Origin of the sequence: Thermogemmatispora sp., assembly GCF_042408735.1 — a bacterium.
Classification (GTDB): Bacteria; Chloroflexota; Ktedonobacteria; order Ktedonobacterales; family Ktedonobacteraceae; genus Thermogemmatispora.
The window spans coordinates 177,808-202,386 of the sequence record NZ_JBHOQV010000136.1 but is presented as its reverse complement, the minus strand read 5'-3'; the positions used below and the strand labels follow the sequence as shown (position 1 = coordinate 202,386).

Sequence of the window (24,579 nt, the reverse complement as noted above, 5' to 3'; positions counted from 1 at the left end):
GAACGATGAAAGTCATTCTCCTTCAGGATGTAGCGGGGCTGGGCAAGGCCGGCGAGGTGAAAGAGGTGGCCAACGGCTACGCGCGCAACTATTTGTTGCCGCGCAAGCTGGCGGCTGGCGCTACGCCCGCATTGCTGGCCAATCGCGAGCAGCGTGTGGCGGCGGAACGGCGCCGCCTGGAGAAGCAAGAGCAGCTCAACCGTCAGCTTGCTGAGCGTCTGGGCCAGGTCACCCTGACCTTCAAGGCGCGTGTCGGGCGCAATGGGCGCCTCTACGGCTCGATCACCAGCCAGGATATCGCCGATGGTCTGCGCCAGGCCGAGGGCCTGACGATCGATCGCCGCCTCATCGAGCTGGCCAGCCCGATTCGGGCCACCGGCACCTTCGAGGTCCCAGTGAGGGTGGCTCGCAACCTGATCCCGCGCATTACCGTGCGGGTCGTCGATCAGAACGCTGCAGAGGCCGAGGAAGCCGGTGCGGCAGCCGAGGCTGCTGGCCAGGCTGAGGCAGCGCAGGAAGAGTAAAGGGCGCCCAGCCCGGCCTGCTCTGGGCGCCCTCCTTTCCTCTATCTTCGCTGTTCTCCTCGCTCCCTTCCTTCACCTGGCTTTGTTGTGCTTCGCTTCGTTTCTCCTTCTTCTCTTGTTGTCGCTCCTCTGCTGTTTCTTTGGGCCTATCCGGCTGAGCGCCGTTCCACAGGTAGGTGCCGCGCGGACCTCGTCCTCGCGGAGAGAGGGAGGGAGGCGGAGAAGGGCTGCGATCTTAGTTAGAGGCGCTCGATAATGGTGGCGATCCCCTGGCCGACGCCGATGCACATGGTCGCCAGGCCGTAGCGCCCTCCGCGGCGCTCCAGCTCGTGCAGGAGCGTGACCATGATGCGGGCGCCGCTGCACCCAAGGGGATGACCGAGGGCGATGGCCCCGCCATTGACGTTGAGCTTCTCTTCGTCGATCTCCAGCTCGCGCACGCACTGCAGCACTTGAGCGGCAAAGGCCTCGTTCAGTTCGATCAGGTCGAGGTCATGAATGCTCAGCCCGGCGCGCTGGAGAGCCTTGCGGGTGGCCGGGATTGGTCCCAGGCCCATGTAGGCCGGATCAACGCCCGCCACGGCAGTGGCCACGATGCGTGCTCGGGGACGGATCCCCAGGGAGCGCGCCCGCTGTGCACTCATCAGAACCAGGGCTGCCGCGCCGTCGTTGATGCCCGCTGAATTGCCGGCGGTCACGCTTCCTCCTTCGCGGAAGGCCGGTTTGAGGGCTGCCAGTTTCTCCAGAGAGGTATCGGGGCGCGGGTGCTCGTCTTTGCTGACCAGCAGCGGCTCTCCCTTCTTCTGAGGCACGGGGACCGGGACGATCTCCTCGCCAAAGCGCCCATCCTGCTGAGCTGCGACGGCGCGCTGATGGCTGCGCAGCGCGTAGCGGTCCTGCTCCTCGCGGCTGATGCCGTAGCGTTCGGCTACGTTCTCGGCTGTCTCGCCCATGCTGTAGGGGTAATGCATGGCGGCCAGCCTGGGATTGATAAAGCGCCACCCCAGGGTGGTGTCATAGAGGGTAGCGCTGCGGCTAAAGGCGCTCTCGGCCTTGCCCAGAACGAAGGGGGCGCGCGTCATGCTCTCAACTCCCCCAGCGACAAAGGTATCGCCGGCGCCAACCTGGATCGCCTGGGCTGCGCTGTTGATGGCCTGCAGGCCGGAGCCGCAGAGCCGGTTCACGGTCTGGCCCGCGACATGGATTGGCAGGCCAGCCAGCAGCAGGGCCATGCGCGCCACATTGCGGTTATCTTCGCCCGCCTGGTTGGCGCAACCCAGGATGACGTCTTCGACGCTGCCAGGGTCGATGCCTGCGCGGCGAACGGCTTCGGCAATGACCAGAGCCGCCATATCATCGGGGCGCACATCCTTGAGCACCCCTGCGTAGCGCCCGATCGGCGTACGCACTGCTGAGACGATTACCGCTTCCTCCATAGCTGCGGCCTCCTCTCTGAGTTGCTGCTTGCTCTCTCTTGCTTGACAGTGGAAAAGAAAACGCCCGCTCTCGACCTGGTCTGGCCCTGGCACGGGCCGCCAGTGGCCAGACCAGACCGCTGTGGCCTATCCCTCTCAGCGCCCCTGGAATTGGGCCCGGCGCTTTTCGAGGAAGGCGCGCATGCCCTCGCGTTTGTCTTCGCTGGCGAAGAGCAGGAAGAAGTTCTTGCGCTCAGCCTCTAGCCCCTCTTCTAGCGGCGTCTCAAAGGCGGCCAGTACGGCCTCCTTGGCCAGGCGAACGGCGACGGGCGGGCGCTCGGCCAGCTCTTTAGCGATCTTGAGGGCCTCTTTGAGATGCTCGCCCGGGGGCACGACGCGGTTGACCAGGCCCAGCTCGGCCAGCTCGCGGGCGCTGATCTGGTTGCCCAGCAGCACCATCTCCATCGTGCGATACTTGCCGAGCGTGCGTGCCAGACGCTGGGTGCCGCCAGCGCCGGGGATGATACCCAACAGAATCTCCGGCTGCCCGAAGCGGGCATTCTCAGAAGCCACGATGATGTCGCAGTGGAGGGCCAGCTCGCAGCCTCCGCCAAGGGCGTAGCCATTGACGGCGGCGATCAGCGGCTTCTTGATACGCCGGATGCGTTCCCAGGCCTCGAAGCCGCCCAGGAGCATGTCGATCGGCGACTTATCGGCCATCTCCTCGATATCGGCTCCAGCAGCAAAGGCGCGGTCGCCGGCCCCAGTGATGACGATGCACCGAATGGCCTCGTCGCGGTCCAGCTCTTCCAGGGCCGTGCTCAGCTCGGCGACAAGCTGCGTGTTGAGGGCGTTCAACTTGTTGGGCCGGTTGAGCGTAACAATACCTACACGTTCATCGCGTTCAACCAGAATGTATTGGTATTCAGCCATACTTCTCCTCGTTGCTTTGGTCTATCCTCTAAGCCACTGAGAGCCTGGAGGGCCTGCCCTCCCGGTGGAGGGTGGGGCCTGGCCATGCTCGCCAGTGGAAAGAAAAGGAGCCTGCTCTGCGGGTCCCGCGCCCGCGACGGTGAGACAGTGAACGCTTAGCTGGTCCAGACGCCGTGTGGGTCGCACTCGCGGATCAGGCGCAGCTCCTCCGCAGTTGGAGGAACGGTTTCGGCGCAGTCGGGGGCCAGGCGTAGCGGCCAGCCCGTTTGCTCCTGAACCTGCTCGATGCTGCTGCCGGGATGGTAGGACTGCAGCAGGGCTTCGCCAGTGGTGGGATCAAAGCTAAAGACAGCCAGGGTGGTGATCAACACGGCTGGTCCGCCGCGCGGGAGGCCCACACGCTGGCGCCAGGCCACCCCCGCTGGTCCATGCTCGTCGGGATAGCCGTAGCCTGGGCTGGTCACGAAGTCGACGCGCTCGCGCAGGCGATGACGCTCGTGAGGCATAATGATAGCCAGACGTTGGGCCAGCGAAGCGATATCGGCGCCGCCGCCGCTGCCTGGCAGTCGAACGCGCGGCTGTTGCCAGTCGCCGATCAACGAGGTGTTGAGGTTCCCGTAGCGATCGATTTCGGCGCCGCCGATGAAACCAAGCTCGATTTCGCCTGCGGCCATCAGGCCGATGACATTAATAGTGCCGGTGGCCCAGAGCGCTCCACTGATATTGGGGGCATCGCCCATGGTGTAGAGCAGCTCGCGGGCTGGTGTGTCGCGAATCAGGCCCGTTTCGAAAATACCGACACAGTTGGGGGCGTGGGTGCGCTTAGCGAGAGCGAAGGCCAGCAGAGGCAGACGCATGCCGACAAAGACCCGCTCGCCATCGCGAATCTGGCGTGCGGCGCAGACGACCATCAGTTCACGGGGCGTATAGTCCATTTCCCTGTTCCTCCTTACCAGAGCGCTCTCTTGCTTGCTTGCTTGCTGCCAGGGCCGGGGGGCGACTGGCTGCGTTCCTGCCTTTCGGCCAGAGGGCGCAAGGATCTCAGCAGCCACACTCGGTCAGATCAATAACCGTAGTCGACAGGGGCGGCGTAGCGATGCTCCTTGACGCCCAGGGCTTGGCGACGGGCCTCGCCCAGCCGGGCCAGGTACTCCTGGCGCGTCTTGAGGCCGAAAACCCACTCATCCAGCCACTGCTGGAATCCCTCGGGCGTTCGGGTGCGGGTATGGTACTCGTGATAGAACTGATGGTCGCGATCGTAGTAGCCTTGAACAGCGGAGGGATGGGCGCCCCACGGCTCGTGCACGACTGCGCAGACCTTGTAAGATGGCCCAATGACGCGGTTAGGGTCGCTGACGATGACTTCGCGCCCGACGATCTCTTCGGCGACAATGATCACCCGGCGCGCGGCCAGCATGGCCTCCTGGCAGATGCCCAGGCTACCCCAGAGGTGGGCATTGCCATCTTCGTCACTGCGCTGGACATGGAGAATGGTCACATCGGGTTGCAGAGCTGGCACCAGCAGCAAGGGGCTGCCATCGAAAGGAGAAGTAGCCTGCAGAAAGCTGGGATTCTTGCGCGGGATGTCGCTCCCCAGGAGCGAGCGGGTAGGAATATAGGGGGCGCCCAGGCTGGCGGCGCGCAGGGCCAGACCGATCGTGAAATTACTATGGTCCTCGGTGACGATGGGGCGAGGCAGGGCCTGCTCCGTTGCACGTCGGTAGCAGTGGCCCAGACCCTCGCTCACATTCCCCACCCAGGCCGCTTGAATCCTGGCCACGCAGCCGGCCCCGATCAGCTGATCGAACAGGATATCGGAGATTGGTCCGATCAGGGTCAGATCGCGGCGACCCTGGCGAATGATCTCATGGCCGGCGGCGAAGGGAATACAGGGCTCCAGGGCCAGACCCAGTGCTACCGATGCCCCGTCGGGGACGTAGCGTCTGATCGCCTCAGTCATAGAGAGCAGCTTACTCATGTCGGTGTAAACTCCACGATCATGTTTGCATAATCATCGGCCACGTAAATGTGGTCATGCTGGTCGATGACCAGTCCCTGTGGTTCGATAAAGCCCTGGCTTGCCAGCGTCTCGCGCTGGCCGGTGGCCGGTTGCAAGCGAATCAGGGCATGCACGGCGGGCGCCAGGTCGATCACCAGCAGATTGCCATGTCCATCCCAGGCGACGTCGTCCGGCATGCCGAAGCCGCCAAAGCGGACCTTCTGCCCATTGGGGCTGATACGCCAGACTGCCTGGCCGCATTCGTCGGCCACATAGACGTTGCCGGCTCCATCGACGGCAGCTCCTACCGGGCGTACCATGCCGCTCGCCAGCGGCTGGAGGTTGCGGCCATCCAGGCTCATGCGGTAGACCTCGCCGGTGGGACTATCCGGTACAATCAGGGTCTGTGTGGTCTGGTCGAAGGCCAGACCGTCGATCCCCGCTTTGCATGGCTGACTGGTTGGGGTGCCCGGCAGCGTGCGCAGAACCAGCGGCATCTGCGCGCCTGGCATCAGCAGCAGCAGCCGGTTGGTGCGCTGTTCCGCTATGATGATTGTACCATCCTGGAGCACGACCAGTCCTTCCGGCGCCGCCAGGCCGCGCGCGAGCACGCTCACCGTGCCATCGCGATTCAGGCGGTTGATGGTACCGTTGTGGGCGTCGCTGAAGAAGAGGTTGCCCTGGGCATCGAGGGCGAGATCATCGGGCCTGCCATAGCCGCGTAAGAGGAGATGGCTGCGGTAGTGGCGCGGCGCTGCCGGCACTACCGCTGTGCTGCTGGCCGTGGGGGAAGCGCTGGCTGTGCTCCTTGGCGATGGCGAGCGGACGGCACCAGCCGAAGAGGAGGGCGAGGGCATAACGGTGGAACCGGCGCTGCCGCAGGCGCTCAGGATGAGCAGGCAGAGGAGCAGCGCCAGGAGAATCCTCGGATGCTCGCTTCGCAGCATAGCGTGTCCTTCCCGAAAAACCCCGATAGTCTGATTAGCTGATCTAAAGCCAGCGGCTGCGCATAGTCTGTAGCCAGGCCCAACGGTGGGGCCAGACGGCAGGCAAGCTGGTCACTGCTGCCAGGACCAGACAGACGCTGTCTCTATTGCCATCGTATCACAAGCGGGCGTCTTGGGGGAAATCGGGAAGAGAAGGCGGTAGGCTTAGCCTCCCCCCTCCCTGCCAGGGCTGCGAGTGCGGGCCAGACCGGGCCTGGCCCCTTCCGCTGCCCTGCTTGCTCGCGCGCTCAGGCGCTCACCGCCGAAGCAACCTCCTCGATCAGGTGGTGCAGCGTTCTGAGCGGTGCCCCTGTGCCTTTGGTGCCTGTGCGTCTGGTCATGACCAGCTCGGCGGCGATGCTGAGCGCGATCTCTTGAGGGGTGACGGCGCCGATATCCAGGCCAATGGGAGTGTGCACCTGTTCAAGGCGCTCACGGGCAACGCCTGCCTTGAGCAAGTTGCGGAAGATGTTGCGAATCTTGCCGGGGCTGCCAATCATACCCACATAGGCGGCCTCGCTCTCCACAGCGGCGCGCAGAGCTTCCTCGTCGAGCCGGTGCCCGCGAGTCACAATGACCACCCAGGTGGAGGCGTCAGGTCGCAGCTCCCGAATGGTCTGCGCGATATCCCCAAAAACAAGCTGGACGCGCTCGCCGAAGGCACGCGGGTCGGCCAGGTCGCGGCGATCATCGACTACAACGATGCGAAAGTCGAGGTCGGCAGCGAAGCGCGCCAGCGCCTGCGCTACATGGCCGGCCCCAGCGATAATCAGGCGCGGCTCCGGTGAGATGGCTTCGACAAAGACTTCCAGAGTTGCGCCACAGCTGCCGACGGCTTCGTCGGGATCGATATGGATGTGGGTGAGAAACGAGCGCCCTTCCTGCAGAGCCTGCTGTATGGCCTTGATCGCCTGCTCGTCGGTACGCCCGCCGCCAAAGCTACCGCTGGCGCTTCCGTCGGCATGAAGCAGCATGCGGGCTCCAACGTCGCAGGGAGCGGCTCCGATGGTCTTGACCACAGTGGCTATGCCAACGCGCTCACCTCTTCGCAGCGCTGCCTGGATGGCCTCGTAGACGGCTGTGGGGCTAATGGCACTCATGGTTCTTTCGTCCTCTGTCTCTGGCTCTCTGCGTTCCCTACTCAATGATTGAGCAGGACACTGCTCATTATAACACAGGAACATGGGCCACCCCCCCTGACAGATCAGCTCGGCCTTGCTCTCCACCTCCGCTGGCCGATCCCCTGATCCCTCTGTTGGTATCTGTATTTATAAAAATAGATATATATCGTATTTAGAAGATATAGAAGCAAAAACGCCATGAATTTGTTATCCTCTCGCTGAGCAGGGAATAATTCTCGTCCTCCAGAGAATAGTCATCTTGTATGGTCTCAAGATCGATATACCTTTCCACTTTAACCTGCTATCGTTGGAATACTTCTATGAAGGTTCCTCCGGCCACTCAGCAGACCGAAGACAAGCAAGCATCCAGGTTGACAGACGTTCCTGTGTCGGGTACAATGTTAGAACATAGGTTCTAAATGGCTGATAGGTAGAGCGACCCGATCATGGGAGTCTGGAGGGGCGGAGGGGCTGAATTGGGTAGGGACGGCTCGCAGAGCGCATAGTACAGTCGCCTGGGTATTCAGGAAGCTTGCGAGTCAGGTGTGACAGAAGGAAATGCCAAAGAAGGGAGCAAATAGCTTATGACATCACCTGGTGAACATCATCATTCCCAGGGTCGCGAGGAGCAGCGTCCGCGCTTCAATCCCAGCGAGCACCTGGTACAAATCAGGAGCGGCAGTCGCGGCGAACTGCGCGACTACCTGCCCGTGCAATGGCGGCTGGTCTGGTTCCGTGAACTCTGTCCCCAGGGGACCATTGAAACCGAAATGCTGCATCTCGATCTCGAGAGCGAGACCGAAGAGGAGTACTACGGCTACAACAGCGAAACCCGACGCAACGAGAAGATGGTCCGCCGTGCCAAAGGATTCGTCATCTTCCGGGCTGTCGTCAAGGATGGCAGAGGTGGCATTGCCACGGGGACCAAATCGGAGAAGGCCGCCAGCTTCCCTGATTTCATCGAGAAGGCTGAGACTGGGGCCATTGGGCGCGCGCTGGCGGCTCTGGGGTTCGGAACGCAGTTCGCCCCCGAGCTAGACGAAGAGCACCGCATTGTCGATAGTCCTGTCGAGCGGGCGGCAGGCCCCGCGGCGGAGGTCTCTCAGGCAACGGCCGCCGCTCCCGAGTCGGCCAGTGCCGGCCCGGCTCCCCGGGGAGCTACTGCCTCCCCTCGTCAGCGTCCATCGCGCTCGGGCAGCAACAATGGCAGCGAGCAAGCCCCCATCACCGAGCAGCAGCTTGCCAGCATACGCAAGCTTTGCGATAGCCTTGGCAAGCCGGAGCCGGGCGACCTCACCTCCTGGGATTACGCGGCGGCCCGCGAGCTGATTTTGCAGCTAAGCCGTGAATATCGTCAGCGCAACGAGAGTCGCAAGGCCTCCTAGCTCACTGAAACGAGGAGTGTAGATGTCCTTGAAGCAACTGCAGTACGCTGAACAGCGCATGCACAGGCTCTGGCGCGAGATGGTTGTGGCTGGGGAGCGTGGCGCCTCACCGATCGAGCTGGAGCGCCTCTACGATGCCTACTGGCAGGCTCTACAGAACTACCTGCGCTACTATGAGACCTATCGCCTGCAGACAGGTGGCATTGACATTCATCGCTGTGCCTGAAAGAAGGCAAAGGAGCAGGCGCCTGGCCCAGGTCGCCGTCTCCCTTCTGGACTGTCGGCTCTGCTCCTGCTGCGAGAAGAGAGCGCACCGGTTCAGAAGAGAATGACAAAGGTGGGCGGCAACCTGGGCCTGTTCTTTGGCCTGGTGGCCTGCCGGCGGCCGTCAGCAGATCAGGCTCAGGCCCCCTTTGGCAGCCCTGACAAAAAAGTGCTGATAGCCTGGGCCACCGCCTCCGGCGCATCGAAGAGCACCAGATGGCCGGCCTGGGGAATAATGCTCAACTGCGAGCCGGGGATCTCCCGGTGCAAGCGCTGGGCATATTTCAAGGGAATCTGCCGGTCCTCCTCACCCCAGAGGATCAGCACGGGCTTTCCCACGCGCGGCAGATCGCTCGACACCGAATTCACGTAATAGGGGATAAGGTTGCGGAGGTGCTGATAGAGAACCTCCTTATGCAGCTCGCTATTCCAATGGTTAACGAAGTCGTCGAGCATCTGCTGCTTAAACTGCTCGGGCCGAGCTGAAGCGGCTGGTAGAGTAGCGCGCAGATCGCGCAGCACATCTTCGACGCTGGCGCGCTTAGGCGCGTCATACTCCTGACGCTCCTTCATCTGCGGCAGCGGCCAGTCCTCGGCAAAGGCCTGCAAATAGCAGACCGTATCGATCAAGACCAGGGCCGCCACGCGCTCGCGGCTCAGGCGGGTCGCCAGAATCTGGGCCACACCGCCGCCGAGGCCGTGTCCTACCAGCACCACATTCGTCAGCTTGAGGGCCTCCAGGAACATTGCCAGGTAATCGGCATGGCCCCAGACAGAGGTATCTGCCGGCCAGGGATGATCGGAGAGACCGTGGCCGAGCAAGTCAAGCACATAAATGGCGCGCCCCCTACCGGCCAGCAGAGGAATGACCTCGCGCCAGGAGAAAGCGCCCGCCAGCACATCGTGGAGCAGCACCAGAGCCCCATCGGTCCCGTGCTCGGCCCCATACACATAATAAGTCAGATTATAATGGATCAGGCGGATCGAACGCCGCTCGCCGGCGCTCGCCACCCGCGGTATCTGCGCAGTACTTTGTGTCATCGCCTCTTCCTCGCTCTTCCGTGCGCTGTGAACGAAGGTGCTGCCTCGCTCCTCTCTCTACATCCGCGCGTAGAGTGCTGGAACGTTATAGAACGCCCCGAAGCCCGCGTAGTGAGCCGTGCGCTCGCCCAGCTCCTCCTCAATGACTAGCAAGCGATTGTACTTGGCCACGCGCTCGCTGCGGGCGGGAGCTCCCGTCTTGATCTGGCCAGCGTTGGTGGCCACCACCAGATCGGCGATCGTCGTATCCTCGGTCTCGCCCGAGCGATGAGAGACCACCGCTGTGAAGGCCGCGCGCTTGGCCATCTCGATGGCGGCCAGCGTCTCCGTCAGCGTTCCGATCTGATTGAGCTTAATCAGGATCGAATTCGCGGCCCGCTCCTCGATCCCGCGCTTCAGGCGGGCCGTATTCGTCACGAAGAGATCATCGCCAACCAACTGCACACGTCCACCCAGGCGCTGGCAAAGCAGAGACCAGCCCTCCCAGTCATCTTCTGCCAGGCCATCCTCGATCGAAATCAGAGGATACTCGTTGACCCACTGCTCGTAGAGATCGACCATCTCGGCAGACGACAGGCTGCGGCCCTCGCGGGCCAGCACGTACTTGCCATCCTGATACAGCTCACTGGCGGCGGGGTCCATGCCCAGGCAGATATCGACACCAGGACGGTAGCCAGCCGCCTCGATGGCTGTCAGGAGCAGCTCCAGCGGCTCGCGGTTCGAGCTGAGCGAAGGAGCGAAGCCGCCCTCATCGCCGACATTCGTATTATACTTCTTGCTGTGCAAGACCTTCTTCAAGCTCTGGTAGACCTCGGCCCCCATGCGCAGCGCCTCGCGGAAGGAGCGGGCCCCCACGGGCAGAATCATGTACTCCTGCATGTCGGCGGAGTTATCGGCGTGCTTGCCCCCATTGAGGATGTTCATCATGGGGACCGGGAGCACGCTGGCCGAGACGCCGCCCAGATAACGATAAAGCGGCTGGCCAAGGGCATTGGCCGCCGCGTGGGCCAGGGCAAGAGAGACGCCCAGGATGGCGTTGGCGCCGAGCTTCCCCTTATTAGGCGTTCCATCGAGCTGGACCATCAGCCCATCGAGAGCCACCTGATCGGTGGCGTCCTGGCCGATCAAAGCCTCGCGCAGGGTCGTATTGACATGCTGAACCGCCGTCAGCACCCCTTTACCGCCATAGCGCTGGCTATCGCCGTCGCGCAGCTCGACCGCCTCGTGGGCGCCCGTTGAAGCCCCCGAGGGAACCGACGCTACGCCGCGAGCACCACCCTTCAACCAGACCTCCACCTGAACCGTCGGATTGCCACGCGAATCGAGAATCTCGCGAGCCACCAGGCCCGCGATGACCGTACTTTCTCTGCTCACACCAGGCATAGAACGATACCTACCTCTCTCAACTCTACTCAGATCTTAGCTTGGCTTGTTGCTGGTAGACGAACAGTCGATGATAGCGCGGCGTTGCCCATCATTGCCGGCTGTATTGTAACGCGCGCTAAGGGCCGTGGGCAAGCACTTTCTTGTCGGGCAGCCTGCCGGGGCTGCTGATTTAGAAGATCCGCGAGGCACTGAGTAAGTTAAGCTTTGATAGAGGGTAAAGACAGCGAAAGGACAAGTGAGTCGTAAGGAGGCGGAAAGAACAAATAGGAGAGGGCCGGCCTGCTTGACTCACCTGATCGATTCCTGCTCCAGATCTGCCAGCGTCCGATCGAGGTAAGTGCTCAGGCCGGCACAAAGGCTGGTCACGGTGGGGTCTGGCAATAGACCCCTGGGAAAGACTGATTCCCGGCTCAGCCAGCGCTGCTGGCGCCACGGCCTGCCCTTCCAGGCCGCACCTCTGCCAGAGCCTGAGCCAGCAGATCGGTATGTTCTGGCAAACCGACGGTCACCCGCAGCACATTCTGCAGGTAAGGATGCTGGAAATAGCGCAACAGGATGCCGTAGGTCTCGACGCTCGCGCGGATATCCTCCACCGTAATCTCCTCATCGCAGACGCGCGCCATAATAAAGTTGCCCTGGGAAGGAACCGGCACCAGATACGGCTGAGCGGCCAGCACCTGGAAGAGGCGCTCGCGCTCCTCGATCAAGCGCTGCACGCGCTCCCAGACGCAATCGAGGTGGGCCAGCGTCTCGATGGCGGCGATATGGCCGGCCACATTCACCTCAAACGGGCACTGAGCGCGCCGCAGGTAGCCGGCGATCCACTCGGGGAAGAGACCATAGCCGATGCGCAGTCCCGCTAGACCGGCCCACTTGCTGAAGGAGCGCACAACCACCAGGTTGGGATACTCGGGGACCAGGTGGGCCACGCCCCGCGGCTGCTGCGAAAACTCCACGTAGGCTTCATCGACGACGACGATGCGCCCCGTCTCCAACAGGCGCAGAATATCCTCCTGTGGCACCAGGTTGCCGGTCGGGTTATTGGGAGAGCAGAGCACGATCAGCTTCGTCTCCGGCGTCAGGGCTGAGAGAATTGCCTCAACGTCGAGGTCGTAGGACTCCGTGCGCGGGACCTCGACAACGTAGGCGCCACAGAGGGTCGTGACCGTCGTATAGAGCGTAAAGGTGGGCGGGCAGCAGATGATGTTATCGCCGACCGACAGGAAGACGTGCCAGAGCAGATTGATCAACTCATTGCTGCCGTGGCTGAGAACGATATAGCGCTCATCGAGGCCCGTGAACTCGGCCAGCGCCCGCCGCAGGGCCGTGGAATCCGTATCGGGATAATTATTGTAATGGACATAGCGTCCCAGAGCGGCGAGCACCGGCGGAATAGGGCCATAAGGATTCTCATTGCTATTGAGCTTAATCAGGCGCTCGATGGGAATACCGGTTCTTTGAGAGAAGGCCTCTAAGGATTCTCCAGGAACATAGGGAGCGATGCGTTCGATCTCTGGACGGACCTGAACAACACGCGAGGCATATGGTTGCATGGGCTTATATATCCATCCTACTTTTCAGTATCAGCGTCCACAAAGATCTGAGCGGGACGGCGAATCAGGGAATTGCGCACAGGGGAGCTAGAGCCGGTATTGCCGCGCAGAGGGCCGCTGGTGCCGAAAGAGCGGAGGGAGGTATGGGAGACAACGGGCTGCATCGCCGAAGTTTCCGGCAACTGGCCGCCGGTAGCCTGCAGCATCTCCATACCGCGGCGCAGGGTCATCATATCCCGCAGGAAACAGGCGACAGCGGAGGCGGCGGAGCCTTTTTCGCGGGCGCTTTCGAAGCGGCGGGCGTTGGCCTCGCCGGCATCCTGAGCTGCCTGAGCCAGGGGATCAGATGTGCGGGCGGCAAACGTATCCTGGAAAATGTCGTCCCAGCTTGACCAGCGTCCGCGCAGCGGCTTCCACCCCAGCTGGCTATCGCTGACCGTGCGCCACTTTTCCTCGGTAAACTGGATCCAATCCTCGATCAGGCGGATGCAGGACTCCAGCTGTTGGCGGAGGCGCTCCTCTTCTGCGCTGTGGGACTGCGAGCCGCTCTGCTGCAGGCCCTCGGCGGCCGGAGCTGACTGGCCATAGAAGCCACTCTGGAAGTAGGCCGGAGCCTGCTGCAAGCCAGGGAAGAAACCAGAGTTACCGGGCAAGCTTGAGTAGTCCGCGCCTCCCTGGCCGATCTGAGTCATAGGGCCTGTCTGACCTGTTTGGCCGGCGGGCAAACCAAGCACTGGGCCTTGGGGAGAAGCCAGCTCGCCCGTCACCGTTATCCCACCGAAGGCAGGGTTGAGGCTCAGAATCGAGGAGCCATCGGGCATCAGCATGCCCTCGGGAATGGTAGGCAGACCACCGATCACAATCTCCTCATGCCCGATTGCATCGAGGATACGCCAGGCCAGCCGTGGGTGCTTGATAGCCCACCAAAGGCGGCGTGCCAAAAAGGTACAGGCAAAGGTAAAGTTGACCAGCAGCCAGACCAGACCGCGTACCGCCAGCCAGTTCACCAGGCCGACTACCACGATCCAATACCAGGGATCGTGCTGTCCTGCCTCCTCAATAATGGTCAGGACAACAGCCACCGTGAGGCTGGGATCGCGCAGAGGATTAATCACATCGATGATACGCCAGAACCATGAACGCTCTGTCTTCTTCAAGATACGCTCCTCTGACATCACACTACGATGCCGCTGTCTCTTATCCTTCGCACGGCTCGCTGTCCGCCCGCCCTCAGACCATGCCAGCGAGCCGTCCAGACCATCAGGCCCTCACTAGCCGCCTGCCGACACAACAGGCAAGCCCTTAATTCTCTCTCTGCTTGCTGCCGCTGTCCTCGTTATCTATCAGCGAGGGGCGCCGCGCCAGCCCAATCCTCCGCGCCCGTATCCTGCTCTCTCCTGACTTCTGTCTGCGCTCCTCTGGTTAGAGGCTATCGGCGCTCTCCTTGCTCTCGCTGCCAGGCGGGCCTTGCTGGGGATTCACCGTCGCTTGACGGCTCAGCTATCTGATCTATCTAACGAGCGAGCCGCCGATTGTGCCGTTGCCATGCTGCTCCTGCCTCTGCGGAGCATCTTCCTGTGGGGCTATCTTCTCCCCGGTCCCTGCTGCTTTGTCTCTGCTGTTCTCCTGCCTGCTTCCGGCAAACCTCTTGCAGACGAGCGGCCTTCCGCGGCTAGCTCTCGCGTTCGGCCATTTGCGGGACGATTCTAACATGGGCCCCTGGGGCCTGCAAGCTTTGCCGGCAGGACAGGGGCATATTGGGCTACCCTGACACACCCCAACGCTGCCATTTTTATTGTACCAGAGCCACGAGCGAGGCAAGGAAGCAGGCTCCCTTGCGGAGAGGGAGGAGCGGTACTTTAGTACCGCTGGCAGGTGACCCAAGCGGTGGGGCGCGAGGGAGTGAGAGGAAGGGGCAGCGCTGGGTCAGGCTGCATGGGTAGAAAGGTCCAGGAATGGGGGAATGAAGGTTTAGACTAGCTCAGATAGGGCTGTTGGAAGGCCAGCAACTGGCTGATCCCCTGCTGAGCTAGAGCGAGCAATTCGTCCAGGCGGGCGCGGCTAAAGACTCCGCCCTCGCCGGTACCCTGAACCTCCACAAACTCGCCATGTGCCGTCATCACCACGTTGAAGTCGACCTCGGCTCGCGCGTCCTCCTCATAGCAGAGGTCGAGCAGCGCCTCGCCGGAGACGACGCCCACGCTGACCGCGGCCACGGCGGTGCGCACCGGATGAGCAGGCAAAAGGCCGCGCTCCACCAGGCGGCTGCAAGCGCGGTAAAGGGCCACAAAGGCGCCAGTGATGGCAGCCGTACGAGTCCCGCCATCGGCCTGTAGCACATCGCAGTCAAGAATCAGCGTGCGAGGTCCCAGGGCCTCCAGGTCCACGGCGGCGCGCAGCGAACGGCCAATCAGCCGCTGAATCTCCTGGGTACGCCCGCTGAGGCGCCCTTCCCGCTCGCGGGATGTGCGCGTGAGCGTTGCCCGGGGCAGCATGCTATACTCGGCTGTAACCCAGCCGCGTCCGCTCCCTTCTAGAAAAGGTGGAACTCTTTCCTCAACGGTGGCGGCGCACAGGACCCGTGTCCGCCCGGCCTCGATGAGCACCGAGCCTTCGGCATAGTCCAGATAGTCAACCAGCAGGCGGATGGGCCGTAATTGAGTCTGAGAACGCCCGTCTGTGCGTATCATAAGCGAAGCCCTCTTGACGATTTCAACTTGTTCAAAGCCTGGTTCCGACTCATGAAAAATACCGAGGAAGGCGGCTCTTGCCCGTCGGAGACACCTGCGCCCAGGGACAAGAGGCCCCATTTCCTCAGCGAATATGGTACTATACATAAGGGTGTCTCCAACAGAGGTATCTGACCGTATGTCGCCTAAAGAGGGCTGAGAAAGGTCTGCGTTCCCTCTCGTCGCCTCTACCTTCTCGTACCTCAGCGTGCGGGTAAGTGGCGAACAACGCATACCCGACTGGGCCCATACAAGGAGGGAGCGGACAAACGAGTAAGACAGCGAGAGAGAGATGAAGAGCAGCAGAAAGTCGCAGCCGAAGCGCGAAGAACCTGTTAGAAAGGATCAACCTATGTCTGCGCATAAAACGCTGCAACCTGCGCAAGCGGAGCCACTCCATGCGCATCGTCTCATCATTGCGACCAACCGCGGTCCCGTTGAGTTTTATCTTACACAAGATAAAGTTTTGAAGTCTCGGCGGGGTGCGGGGGGAGTCGTCACTGCTCTGATTGAGGCGGCCAGCCGCATGGAAGTCACGTGGGTAGCGATGGCGATGACGGAAGGGGACCGACTGGCAGCGCGCGACGCTGATGCCGAGAGTGGGCGCATTCCCTCGCCGCTGCCGAACCTCAAAATGCAGCTCCGCTACGTAGTTATTCCCAAGACGGCCTACCGCAAGCACTACGACATCATCAGCAACCGCGTGCTCTGGTTTCTGCAGCACTATCTCTACGATCCCAGCAGCGACTCCTTCAACTACCAGCGGCTGCAGGATGCCTGGAAGAACGGTTACCGGGTAGCCAACCAGGCCATTGCTGAGGCGGTGAATGCCGAGATTGAGCGCGCGCAGACCACGCCGGTGGTCATGCTACACGACTATCATCTCTATCTGGTGGCCGCTATGATCCGCGAGCGGCACCCTACCATTATCACCCAGCAGTTTATCCATATTCCCTGGCCGGATAGTCGCTGCTGGCACTTTCTGCCCAGCAACATCAGCCAGGAGATCTACCGTGGCCTGGTGGGCAACGACATCGTTGGCTTCCAGACCGAACGCGATGCGCGCAATTTTCTGGAGGGAGCACGGACGATCCTTGACGGGGCTGAAGTCGACTTTGAAGAGGGAACGGTGGTCTGGCAAGGACACCGCACCCTGGCGCGGGCTTACCCGATCTCGATCTCGGTCGCCGAGGAGCGGCGCATTGTCCAGAGCCTGGCGGGTCGGCGGGCCGCCGAAAAGATTCTCCCGCTGCTGGGTGAGCAGACCATCATGCGGGTCGACCGCATCGAGCCGACGAAGAACATTCCTCGTGGTTTCCAGGCTTATGCCCAGATGCTGGAGGAGCATCCCGAGCTTCGCGGCAAAGTCAAGTTCCTTGCCTTCCTGGTTCCTTCGCGTCAATCACTGCCCGAATACAAGCGGCTCAATACTGAGGTGCTCAAGCTCGTTGAAGAGATCAATGCCCGCTATGGCGATGCCGATTGGAAGCCCATCGAGGTCTTTTGTGACAATGACCGTACGCGGGCCTTGGCCGCCATGCAGTTTTACGATGTGCTCCTCGTCAATCCCATCATCGACGGCATGAACCTGGTGGCCAAGGAAGGAGCCGTCGTTAACAAGCGCAACGGTGTGCTTGTGCTTTCGCGGACCGCTGGTGCCTTCCAGCAGCTTGGCAAGGCGGCGATTCCGACCTCTCCTCTGGATGTGGCCGAGACCGCTGAAGCTCTCTACACTGCCCTGACGCTCCCTCCCGAGGAGCGCGAGCGGCGTGCCCGGCTGGCCCGTCAGATGGTAGAGCAGAACAATCTGCAGACCTGGCTCACTCGTCAGATCGAAGATATCAATGAGCTACTCGACCTGGCGCGTCTGGCCGCTGAGAGCCAGCAGCGGCAGAATGAACAGAACGAGCCGGAGACTGAACCTGAGCTTGCGCCCAGCCCGTTGTCCCTGTCAGCAGGATGACTCTGCTGCTAGATGCCGCTGTCTTCGGGCTGGCAAGAAAAGCGCGTGGAGGTCATCCACTACGCACGCTTTTCCTGCCAGCCTGGCGAGGACGCTCCTGTCTCGCCCTCTAGAAAGGCGACTATTTCCTCTAACAAAGCTGCCATTCCAGCCACTCCCTCAACGACGAGATCGGCCCGCTCTAGCAGCCGTGGAGGGGTATCCGCGTGACGCACAGCGATCGTCACGGCTGCCGGGCAGATCCCTTCCTGGCGCAGGCGGATGAGGGTCTCTACTCCGTCAAGGTCGGTGGTGTCGTCTCCCGCAAAGAGCGCGCTGCGCAGTCGATGCTCCTCGATAAAGCGCTGCAGGGCCTGGCCTTTGTTCAGGCCAGGTACACGTAGCTCGACGGCCATCTTTCCCTCTGAGAGAAGCAGGCCAGCCTCCTGCGCCGGCCTGCTGAGCAGCTCCAGAATCTGCCGCCGGGCCGTGGCTGGGTCAGGACAACGGCGATAGTGGATAGTCCCGCCGATGCTTTTCTGCTCGATCTGCAGGCAGGGATGTGCCGGAACTAGCTTTTGCTCAGCCAGGGCCAGCAGCCGTTGAGCTGGAAGGCGGTAGGCTTCGGCCTCTGGTAGCAGGCGAATAGGATGGTGCTCCGGGAGACCCGTGGTCCACTCCAGGCCGTGGTTGCCAATGTAGGTAATCCCGTCGACCCCTACCAGGGCCGCCGCGCTCCCGATCGCTCTCCCAGTCAAGATCGCCACACTGGCGTGGGGCCGCAGACGTTCCAGAAGAGAGGCGACGCCCGGGAAGAGGCGGGCCGCTTCGGGCGTCGGGGCAATAGGGCTGAGGGTGCCGTCAATATCGAAAGCCAGCCCGCAGGGGCGAGTCAGCAAAACGTTGCGCAGTCCAGCGGTCAGCATATCGGCATGGCGCTCCTTTTGCTTTGGTCTCGTGGCGTGCTCATGGGACGCTCTGGCCCTGCTCCTTTGCAGGGTCAGACAGGCGCCCTGCATTCTATCACCTGGTGTTGTCGCCTTGCGCCTCGCGTGGTACTATATAAAATAAAGAAAAGCGTTTCAGAGGCGGTTCCCTACTGCAGGGCTTACTCTCGGCCCCAGCACGGCAGTCAGGCGACCTGCTGCCCGCCAGCATGGCCCCCGAGCGAGCAGTCAAGGCGAGGAGAGGACACCCGCAGACAGTTGTCCCATTTCTGCCGGCCTTTGCGGTGCCACGGCTTTTGCTCTGCCCTGTCCTGACCAGGCATATCGATGTGATGGACCTTCTTCTGGCTCTGCGCGGGATCGCCATCAGTCTCGATCTCATGAAGGGGGTTTGAGATGCCGCAGACCTGGCTGCAGTTTCTCAGCACCGTCGGCGGTATTATTCTGGTTGACCTCGCTCTAAGTGGCGATAATGCTCTGGTGATCGGTGCGGCTACGGTGGGCATCCCACGCCAACGACGCTGGACGGCCCTGGCACTCGGCGGGGGCCTGGCCATTTTCTTGCGCCTCACATTCACCGCTCTCGCTAGCTGGCTTCTCCAGATTCCCTATCTTCAGGCCATCGGTGGCCTTGTGGTGCTCTCGATCGCTGCCCGCCTCTTTTTCAGTCGAGGCTCGGCAGAGGAAAAAGAGCCTCCGGCTGCCTCTGCCAATGCACTCCCGGTCGGCACGGTTGCGCGGACCTCGCAGTCGCTGAAGGAAGGTCCTGCTAGTGTTCTGGACAAGGCTCCCTATCTTCGCCGCCTGCTGGAGCGCCACCTTTCGCCGGAAAACACCGCCTTCGTGCTGGCCATGCTCACTATCCTGGTGGCCGACGTGACCATGAGCCTGGATAACGTGATCGCCATCGGAGCCATTGCTCAGGGACAGCTCCCGATCTTGATCATCGGCCTCTTGACCAGCATCCTCCTTTTGCTCCTGGGCAGCGCCCTGATCGCTGAGATTCTCAGTCGGCTGCCCGGCCTGACCCTGGTAGCCAGTTTCATTCTGGCCTGGGTGGCGGGCAATCTAATCATCAACGATCCCGCTATCAGCTTCCTCCAGAATCATGAGCTGGCTGTCTATCTGGGAACCTTCCTCTTTGTTGGAGCCATGGGCCTGGTAGCCTATTTCCAACAGCGCCATCAGCGCTACCTGCATTCCTCTTCTCCCCCTTCTCGTTGAGCTGAGCCACCCGCCCCTGTCCGCCTGCCTGTCTGCCGTCTCTGGAGCGCCGGCCTGGCTTCTCCTGAAGATGAGCTTCTGCCGAAGCCACCAAGGGAGGCGGGCCGTCTCCCCTCGGCCTGGCCCCTTTTGGGCTTTGCTCTCCCCTGGTTGTCTGCTATCCAGGCAACCAGGCGCTCATTCCGTACCGATTCGAGGAATGAAGCCATGTTCAGTCTTTTTGCGACGTATATATTTTTAATCATCTAAGAAGTGGGAAAGAGGCTCCATATCTTTGGACAAGGCCGAAAATACATCCCAGGGAGCTTCTCCACTCGGAGGAGAAGCTCCCTGGGATGGAGCGCCTGCTGTTGCCGCATCTGTTTTATAGGGCAGGTCGCTGGATCTATGACCTCCCAACCGCCTCTAAACAGCGGTCAGTCGGCCTTCCGGCCCGCCTATGGAGACACCGGCGGGACTGTCAATGTCGGGAAGGGATGAGCGGTCGGCGACGGTGTCGGTGATGGTGTTGGCGACGGCGTCGGCGAAGGTGTTGGCGATGGCGTCGGCGAAGGTGTTGGCGATGGCTTCTGGGTCGCCGTCGCCGTCGGCGCCGTGGTGGGCGAGCCGGTGCTCAAATTGACTACGTAGAGGATCACGCTCTGGCCATTGGGCAGCTCCTCGCCGCTCTTGGGAGAGGTGCGGTCGACGTAGTTAGCCGGCTTGGTGGGGTCGATCCCGTCGGACTGGACTGTGAAGGGGATGCCCTGGCTGCGCAGAATGCGTTCTGCTCCAGCCAGCGTGTTACCAACCAGCCCGTCGGGGACGATGACCCGCGTCGGTCGCTCTTGCAGGTCGACCAGGATGGTTGAGCCACGTGGGGCCAGAGCGGGAGGCTGCGGCGATTGCCGTACCACGTAGCCCGAGGTCAGGCCGTTGTGAACCTGCAGCACAAAGCCGGCGTTGGTGGCGCGGGTCAGAGCCTGCTGATAGGTCAGTCCAATCAGCGAAGGAACGGGCACCTCGGGTGGGGTTGGCGTTGCCTGGCCGGAAAGGTGTAGAAAAGGTATAAATCCCAGGATAGAGGCCAGGTAGATGCTGAAGCCCAGCAGCAGCACGGTGGCGATAAGGATAAGAGCGGTGATAATACCAGCTAAGCGTGAACCGCGCGTACCGGCAATAGCATCGCGCTGAAAAGGACGAGTAGTGCCTGACTGGACAAATCCCCCATAGGGGCCTGGTGCGGGGGCGGGGGCCGCCTCTGGAGGATAGGGAGAAGCTGTGGCAGCGCCGGCGGCGAGGGGGTGCTGATCGTAGCCGGGAGCGACAGCGGGTGCTGGGGCCTCGTTGCCCAGGCCGTGCCCGAAGCCGGAAGTTGATGGACGATAAGGAGAAGTAACCATTGTTGGCGCTGCGGCCACATCGGCGGCTGGCTCTGCCAGCTCGGTCTCGCCGAGAGCCTCCAGGGCGCGTGCCAGGGCGCTGCCATCGCGATAACGCATCTCAGGGATTTTCTCCAGGCAGCGGAGGATAATCTCTTCGAGGGCCGGAGGGATGGCCGGATTATAGTGGCTGGGAGGCACCGGCGGGTCCTGGATATGTTGCATGGCCACGGCGACCGGAGTATCGCCCTCGAAAGGAGTGCGTCCGGTCAGCATCTCGTACATCACGATGCCGAGAGCGTAGACATCGGCGGCCGGGCTAACGATCTCGCCCTGGGCCTGTTCGGGAGCGTAGTACTGCACCGTGCCGAGCGTCATGCCGGTGGTAGTGAGGCGCTCGGCGTTAATATCCTTGTAAACGCTGGCGATACCGAAATCGGTCAGCTTGATCGAGCCATCGCGCCCGACCAGGATATTCTGGGGCTTCACGTCGCGATGGACGATTCCGCGGCGATGGGCGGCGCCGAGGCCGAGGGCGACATCGTGGGCAATAATCACCGCGCGCTCCACGTCCAGCACGCCCCGGGAGCGCAAATAGCGGCGCAGGTCTGTCCCCTCGACCAGCTCCATGACGATATAGTAGTTCCCCTCGCTCTGCCCGTAATCGTAGACCTGAACAATATTCGGGTGTTGCAGGGCAGAGGCGGCCTTCGCCTCGCGCTGGAAGCGCGTGACAAACTTCGGGTCGGTACTATAGACCTCGCGCAGTACCTTAATCGCCACAGGGCGATCCATGCGCAGGTCCCGCCCGCGGTAAATAGTTGCCATGCCCCCCCGACCGATGGGGTCTAATAGCTGGTATCGCTCGCCCAGAACTTCAGTTTGCATAGCTCTCCGCTTTGACCGTACAGCTTATCAGGAGGGGCCACAAGGGCTTCAGCCTGGTGGTCGGGCCGGCCTTCCGCCTCTCTCCTGTTCTGGCTGGCCTTTCCGTGTGCTCCCTTCCAACCAAACCCGCCGGCCTGGTCGTCTCCCTTTTTCCTCCCCCCGCGGCGACCGATAATCTGTCTGCCTGCTTTCGCTCCGAGCCTGGTTGGGGATGACGTGGCCTGGCCTGCCCTGCCTTATCCTGTCCTGCCCTGCCGGCTGGCCCCTGTCCTCTCTCTAGCCTCCGCCGCCTCGCCTGGCTCTCTTGCCTGCCTGGTCCGCTCAGCCTTACCCGGCTCGACCGACTAGCCTGGCCCGCTGTTTCCACGCTCCAGCGAGCGTGCCCTCCGGATGGGACGAGGTGTTCTTTCACAAATGCCCTGCTATGGACGATAAACGCAGGATACCCGGTAAACTACAGTTCGCTCCTTATTGTAGCGCATCCTATCTCCATTGGGAACATCTTTTCGGTGGGCCTTGGGCAACTCCCTCGGATGCACTCTTGGCAGATCAGCAACTGGCTCTGTGGTGGCTGCCCTCCCAGGGCTGGCCCAAACTCAGAGTTCCTGACCCATCCGGCAGTTGGCCATGCTCGCTACTCGCTGCCCGGCTTTCTGGCACCTGCCGTCTGGGAGGCGAGAAGACGAGTATCGCCGACCCTGCGCGTGATACGCTCTTCATCCATGTGTTCCAGGAGAGGCAAGACGTACTTGCGTGTGGTACCCAGCAGGTCGCGTGCCTGAGCTACAGTAATGGTACCATGCTCTTGCAAATGGGATGTGATAAGGGCTACCGCTCTCTCATACGCCTCGCGCAGAAAAAGGATGCTGCCATCCCCCACCTTCACTAGTTCGCCGCGTTCAATCAGCGCATTAAGCAGCTCGCTTCCCACGAGGGCTTCGGCCTCCCCACGGGTTGGCGGTATAAACGGATTTTCTCTAAAGATCTGAAGCAGGCGCTCTACCTGCTTTTGCTGCTCGGCGCTAAAGGTTGGTACGAAGTCGGGGAGACGAAGCAGACCAGCGCTGCCGGCCTCTGTGAGCAGGCCCTCGCGCCGTAGGGTTTCGAAGACCTCTGTTGCCAGGCGCGGAGACAGGTGAAGGCGGGAGCGCCATTCCTCTTTCGACAGTCCGCTGCGCAGCGGAAACTGCTCATGGTAGTTGCGGACCAGGTGGAGGGCCTCCTCGCTGAGGGCCTGCCAGACACTGAGCGCGAGCCAGTATGTTCCCACACGCCGCACTCGTCTCTGTGTTAACAACGTCTCCAGGGCCTGCTGCGTCACAGGCTGGGTGAGATTACTCAGGCGGGCCAGCTCGGCCAGCTCGTAGGCTGGCCAGGGAGAGCGGGCCGAACCTGGTGAGCGGTGTAGTGGCTGCTCGAGATGCGCCATGATGATGGCTTGAGGGTCGCCCTGGGCCAGTGTTTCCAGATGCTGAAGGACCTCGCGGCGGTGGCGGCGATGATAGCGTGGGTGGGCATCAAGGACCTCCCCGCCGCCGATCGTCAGGCTGGGCGAGGGGATGCGCACAATGAAGCGGTCGTGGCGCTCGACAACGGTCGCCTCCTGCAGGCGTAGCTGGGCCCAGGCGCTTTCTCCTGGCTGCAGCTCGTCGCCTTCCAGCAGGCGCACGGTGGCGGGTACGACCTGGGCACCGCAGTAGAAATCGACCAGGGCGTTATGGCTCAGCGGGCGCGGGGCCTCCAGGAGCAGGCGAAGGCGGACATCGATGAGCGTGGTTGGCTGCAGCAGGCCCGGGAGGGTCACCACATCGCCTCGGGCCACCTCCTGGCGGGCAATGCCGGCCAGGTTGAGGGCGGTGCGTTCTCCTGGCTGAGCAAGGCTGATCACCTGGCGATGGCGCTGGAGCGAACGGATACGGGCCTTGAGACCACGCGGCAGGATCTCGACCTCTTGTCCCACCTGGAAGGACCCGTCGATGAGCGTTCCCGTGACGATGGTCCCAAAGCCAGGAAGGCTAAAGACGCGGTCGATAGGGAGGCGAGGACGTCCCCGATCGGGGCGCTCTGGTGCCCGCGCGCAGGCTTCTTGCAGGTGGCGGAGCAGGGTGGCTATCCCTTGTCCATCGATGGCCGAGACTGGGACAATGGGGAAGCCGCTCAGGCTGGTGGGGCGCAGGAGCGCCGCGATCTCTTCGCTGACAAGGCCGAGCCATTCCTCATCTACCAGGTCGGCCTTGGTCAGGGCGACGACACCGCAGCGGACTTGCAAGAGGTCGAGTATGGCCAGATGCTCGCGGGTCTGGGGCATTACTCCCTCGTCGGCGGCCACTACCAACAGGGCCACATCGATGCCGCCTACACCGGCCAACATGTTCTTGATGAAGCCTTCATGTCCTGGTACATCGATCAGGCTGACCTCGCGGCCGTTCGGCAGCGTCAGCCAGGCAAAGCCCAGATCGATCGTCATCCCCCGCGCTTTCTCTTCTGCCAGACGATCCGGATCGATGCCTGTCAGGGCCTTCACCAGGGTGGATTTGCCGTGATCAATGTGCCCGGCTGTTCCAATGCATGTCATAATCGCAGGATGAGCTGGATTCTTTGAATTCCAAAGAATGCACGCGCTGTCGATCTTTTTCTTTCTGCTGAAGGTTGGCGGCTGACTCCCTCTCTCTGCAGGAGCAGGGAAGAGAGCCTCTTTACAGTATACATCGCAGTCTGGCAAGTGCCTAATGGAGTCTTCTCTGCGGCAGCGCAGCGGCCTGACTGGATCGACCGGTGCGGACGTCTGCTTGGTGAGAGGGAGGCTGAGGCAGAGGCTCGTTCTGGGAAACCGGAGAGGTAAAGAGAAACTTGATTTTTGGTCGAGCATTGGCTACCCTAG

Annotated in this window: 19 protein-coding genes; 5 read left to right on the top strand and 14 right to left on the bottom strand. The window is 62.0% G+C overall.

The window, feature by feature from the left end:
- Positions 1-5 precede the first annotated feature (5 nt).
- The gene (gene rplI / locus ACFMO7_RS14800; RefSeq protein ID WP_376796261.1) at positions 6-524 is read left to right on the top strand and encodes a 50S ribosomal protein L9; all 519 of its coding nucleotides are present in this window, start codon (positions 6-8) and stop codon (positions 522-524) included.
- A 239-nt stretch (positions 525-763) separates the two neighbouring features.
- Here rplI and pcaF read toward each other — a convergent pair whose 3' ends face one another.
- The 6 genes from pcaF to ACFMO7_RS14770 all read right to left on the bottom strand — a co-directional run bounded on the left by pcaF (position 764) and on the right by ACFMO7_RS14770 (position 6,957).
- Complete coding sequence (pcaF, locus tag ACFMO7_RS14795) at positions 764-1,960, bottom strand: 3-oxoadipyl-CoA thiolase (RefSeq protein ID WP_376796260.1); 1,197 nt, start codon at positions 1,958-1,960, stop codon at positions 764-766.
- A gap of 135 nt (positions 1,961-2,095) precedes the next feature.
- A complete protein-coding gene (locus tag ACFMO7_RS14790) occupies positions 2,096-2,872 on the bottom strand; it encodes an enoyl-CoA hydratase-related protein (RefSeq protein WP_376796259.1) in 777 nt (258 codons plus the stop codon).
- A gap of 155 nt (positions 2,873-3,027) precedes the next feature.
- Positions 3,028-3,807 carry a CoA-transferase subunit beta gene (locus ACFMO7_RS14785; protein WP_376796258.1) on the bottom strand — a complete coding sequence of 260 codons (780 nt, stop codon included), beginning with the start codon at positions 3,805-3,807 and terminating at the stop codon, positions 3,028-3,030.
- A 128-nt stretch (positions 3,808-3,935) separates the two neighbouring features.
- The gene (locus ACFMO7_RS14780; protein WP_376796257.1) at positions 3,936-4,850 is read right to left on the bottom strand and encodes a CoA transferase subunit A; all 915 of its coding nucleotides are present in this window, start codon (positions 4,848-4,850) and stop codon (positions 3,936-3,938) included.
- On the bottom strand, positions 4,847-5,818 hold the full coding sequence (locus tag ACFMO7_RS14775) for a hypothetical protein (RefSeq protein WP_376796256.1): 972 nt from the start codon (positions 5,816-5,818) through the stop codon (positions 4,847-4,849). Before ACFMO7_RS14775 ends, ACFMO7_RS14780 begins: the two co-directional genes overlap by 4 nt.
- 287 nt (positions 5,819-6,105) lie before the next feature.
- Positions 6,106-6,957: an XdhC family protein gene (locus ACFMO7_RS14770; RefSeq protein ID WP_376796255.1), complete on the bottom strand. Its 852-nt coding sequence runs from the start codon at positions 6,955-6,957 to the stop codon at positions 6,106-6,108.
- Positions 6,958-7,562: 605 nt separating this feature from the next.
- Here ACFMO7_RS14770 and ACFMO7_RS14765 point away from each other — a divergent pair.
- A complete protein-coding gene (locus ACFMO7_RS14765) occupies positions 7,563-8,363 on the top strand; it encodes a hypothetical protein (RefSeq protein ID WP_376796254.1) in 801 nt (266 codons plus the stop codon).
- A 22-nt stretch (positions 8,364-8,385) separates the two neighbouring features.
- Complete coding sequence (locus tag ACFMO7_RS14760; protein WP_376796253.1) at positions 8,386-8,589, top strand: hypothetical protein; 204 nt, start codon at positions 8,386-8,388, stop codon at positions 8,587-8,589.
- A 176-nt stretch (positions 8,590-8,765) separates the two neighbouring features.
- Here ACFMO7_RS14760 and ACFMO7_RS14755 read toward each other — a convergent pair whose 3' ends face one another.
- From ACFMO7_RS14755 to rph, 5 genes are all read right to left on the bottom strand, one after another.
- The gene (locus ACFMO7_RS14755; protein WP_376796252.1) at positions 8,766-9,668 is read right to left on the bottom strand and encodes an alpha/beta fold hydrolase; all 903 of its coding nucleotides are present in this window, start codon (positions 9,666-9,668) and stop codon (positions 8,766-8,768) included.
- 57 nt (positions 9,669-9,725) lie between these two features.
- The gene (gene eno / locus ACFMO7_RS14750; RefSeq protein WP_376796251.1) at positions 9,726-11,051 is read right to left on the bottom strand and encodes a phosphopyruvate hydratase; all 1,326 of its coding nucleotides are present in this window, start codon (positions 11,049-11,051) and stop codon (positions 9,726-9,728) included.
- A gap of 413 nt (positions 11,052-11,464) precedes the next feature.
- The gene (gene hisC / locus ACFMO7_RS14745; RefSeq protein WP_376796250.1) at positions 11,465-12,607 is read right to left on the bottom strand and encodes a histidinol-phosphate transaminase; all 1,143 of its coding nucleotides are present in this window, start codon (positions 12,605-12,607) and stop codon (positions 11,465-11,467) included.
- A gap of 17 nt (positions 12,608-12,624) precedes the next feature.
- The gene (locus ACFMO7_RS14740) at positions 12,625-13,764 is read right to left on the bottom strand and encodes a hypothetical protein (RefSeq protein ID WP_376796249.1); all 1,140 of its coding nucleotides are present in this window, start codon (positions 13,762-13,764) and stop codon (positions 12,625-12,627) included.
- A gap of 819 nt (positions 13,765-14,583) precedes the next feature.
- On the bottom strand, positions 14,584-15,297 hold the full coding sequence (rph, locus tag ACFMO7_RS14735) for a ribonuclease PH (protein WP_376796248.1): 714 nt from the start codon (positions 15,295-15,297) through the stop codon (positions 14,584-14,586).
- Between the two features lie 391 nt (positions 15,298-15,688).
- Between rph and ACFMO7_RS14730 the strand changes: the two genes are divergently transcribed.
- Positions 15,689-17,299 (top strand): trehalose-6-phosphate synthase, encoded by a 1,611-nt coding sequence (locus ACFMO7_RS14730; RefSeq protein ID WP_376796247.1) that lies wholly within the window; start codon positions 15,689-15,691, stop codon positions 17,297-17,299.
- A gap of 59 nt (positions 17,300-17,358) precedes the next feature.
- Here ACFMO7_RS14730 and otsB read toward each other — a convergent pair whose 3' ends face one another.
- The gene (gene otsB, locus ACFMO7_RS14725; RefSeq protein ID WP_376796246.1) at positions 17,359-18,204 is read right to left on the bottom strand and encodes a trehalose-phosphatase; all 846 of its coding nucleotides are present in this window, start codon (positions 18,202-18,204) and stop codon (positions 17,359-17,361) included.
- A 417-nt stretch (positions 18,205-18,621) separates the two neighbouring features.
- On the opposite strand from otsB, the gene ACFMO7_RS14720 reads away from it, so the two are divergent.
- Entirely contained in the window at positions 18,622-19,449 is an 828-nt protein-coding gene (locus tag ACFMO7_RS14720) for a TerC family protein (RefSeq protein ID WP_376796245.1), read from the top strand.
- A gap of 437 nt (positions 19,450-19,886) precedes the next feature.
- Here ACFMO7_RS14720 and pknB read toward each other — a convergent pair whose 3' ends face one another.
- Positions 19,887-21,698, bottom strand: coding sequence for a Stk1 family PASTA domain-containing Ser/Thr kinase (pknB, locus tag ACFMO7_RS14715; RefSeq protein WP_376796244.1), 1,812 nt, complete (start codon positions 21,696-21,698; stop codon positions 19,887-19,889).
- A 634-nt stretch (positions 21,699-22,332) separates the two neighbouring features.
- Positions 22,333-24,273, bottom strand: a complete 1,941-nt coding sequence (selB, locus tag ACFMO7_RS14710; protein ID WP_376796243.1) for a selenocysteine-specific translation elongation factor — start codon at positions 24,271-24,273, stop codon at positions 22,333-22,335.
- Between the last annotated feature and the right edge of the window lie 306 nt (positions 24,274-24,579).